The sequence below is a fragment of the Kitasatospora nipponensis genome (genome assembly GCF_039528135.1).
Lineage (GTDB): Bacteria > Actinomycetota > Actinomycetes > Streptomycetales > Streptomycetaceae > Kitasatospora > Kitasatospora nipponensis.
Genome location: NZ_BAAALF010000849.1, coordinates 1 through 619, shown reverse-complemented (window position 1 = coordinate 619; position 619 = coordinate 1). Strand labels below are relative to the sequence as shown.

Sequence of the window (619 nt, the reverse complement as noted above, 5' to 3'; positions counted from 1 at the left end):
CCACCTTCCCGAGCACCGTCCAGCTGCCCGCCCGATGGCGTGTGGTCGGCGAGGTGGTGCGTACGGCGCGTACGGCCCGGGGCGGACAGGTCACGGTGGACGGCGCTCCGTGGGACCGGGCCGGCGGTTGGGACCACTTCGCCGCGGAGTAACGGGCAAGAGGCGCGGGATTTGAGCTGACGACAGGTCGGACGGGTAGCCTGTCGCTGTCGGCATGTCCGGTCTGTCCCGGGTGTCCGGTTCGTACGAGAATCCAACAACTCGGGGGCCTGCGCTGCCCCAGGAGCGGGAGAGCACGCCCCCATGAGAATCGGTGTCCTGACCAGCGGCGGAGACTGCCCCGGCCTCAACGCGGTGATCCGCTCGGTGGTGCACCGTGGCACCGACGTGCACGGCGACGAGATCGTCGGGATCGAGGACGGCTTCCTCGGTCTGATCGAGGGCCGCGCCCGGCCGGTCTCGCACGACGACGTGACCGGTCTGCTCACCCTCGGCGGGACCATCCTGGGCTCGGCCCGGGTGCAGCGGGACCGGATCAACTGGGCCGTGGAGAACGCCGAGCGGCTGGCGAAGAACATCGGCATCGACGGGCTGGTCGCGATCGGCGGCGAGGGCACGC

General features: G+C 71.1%; 1 protein-coding gene and 1 pseudogene. Both read left to right on the top strand.

The features are described from left to right. Nucleotides 1-152: pseudogene (locus tag ABD323_RS43675) on the top strand (thiamine-phosphate kinase); the annotation flags it as partial. A gap of 151 nt (nt 153-303) precedes the next feature. After that, a partial coding sequence (locus ABD323_RS43670; RefSeq protein WP_344447566.1) for a 6-phosphofructokinase occupies nt 304-619 on the top strand: 316 nt, incomplete at its 3' end.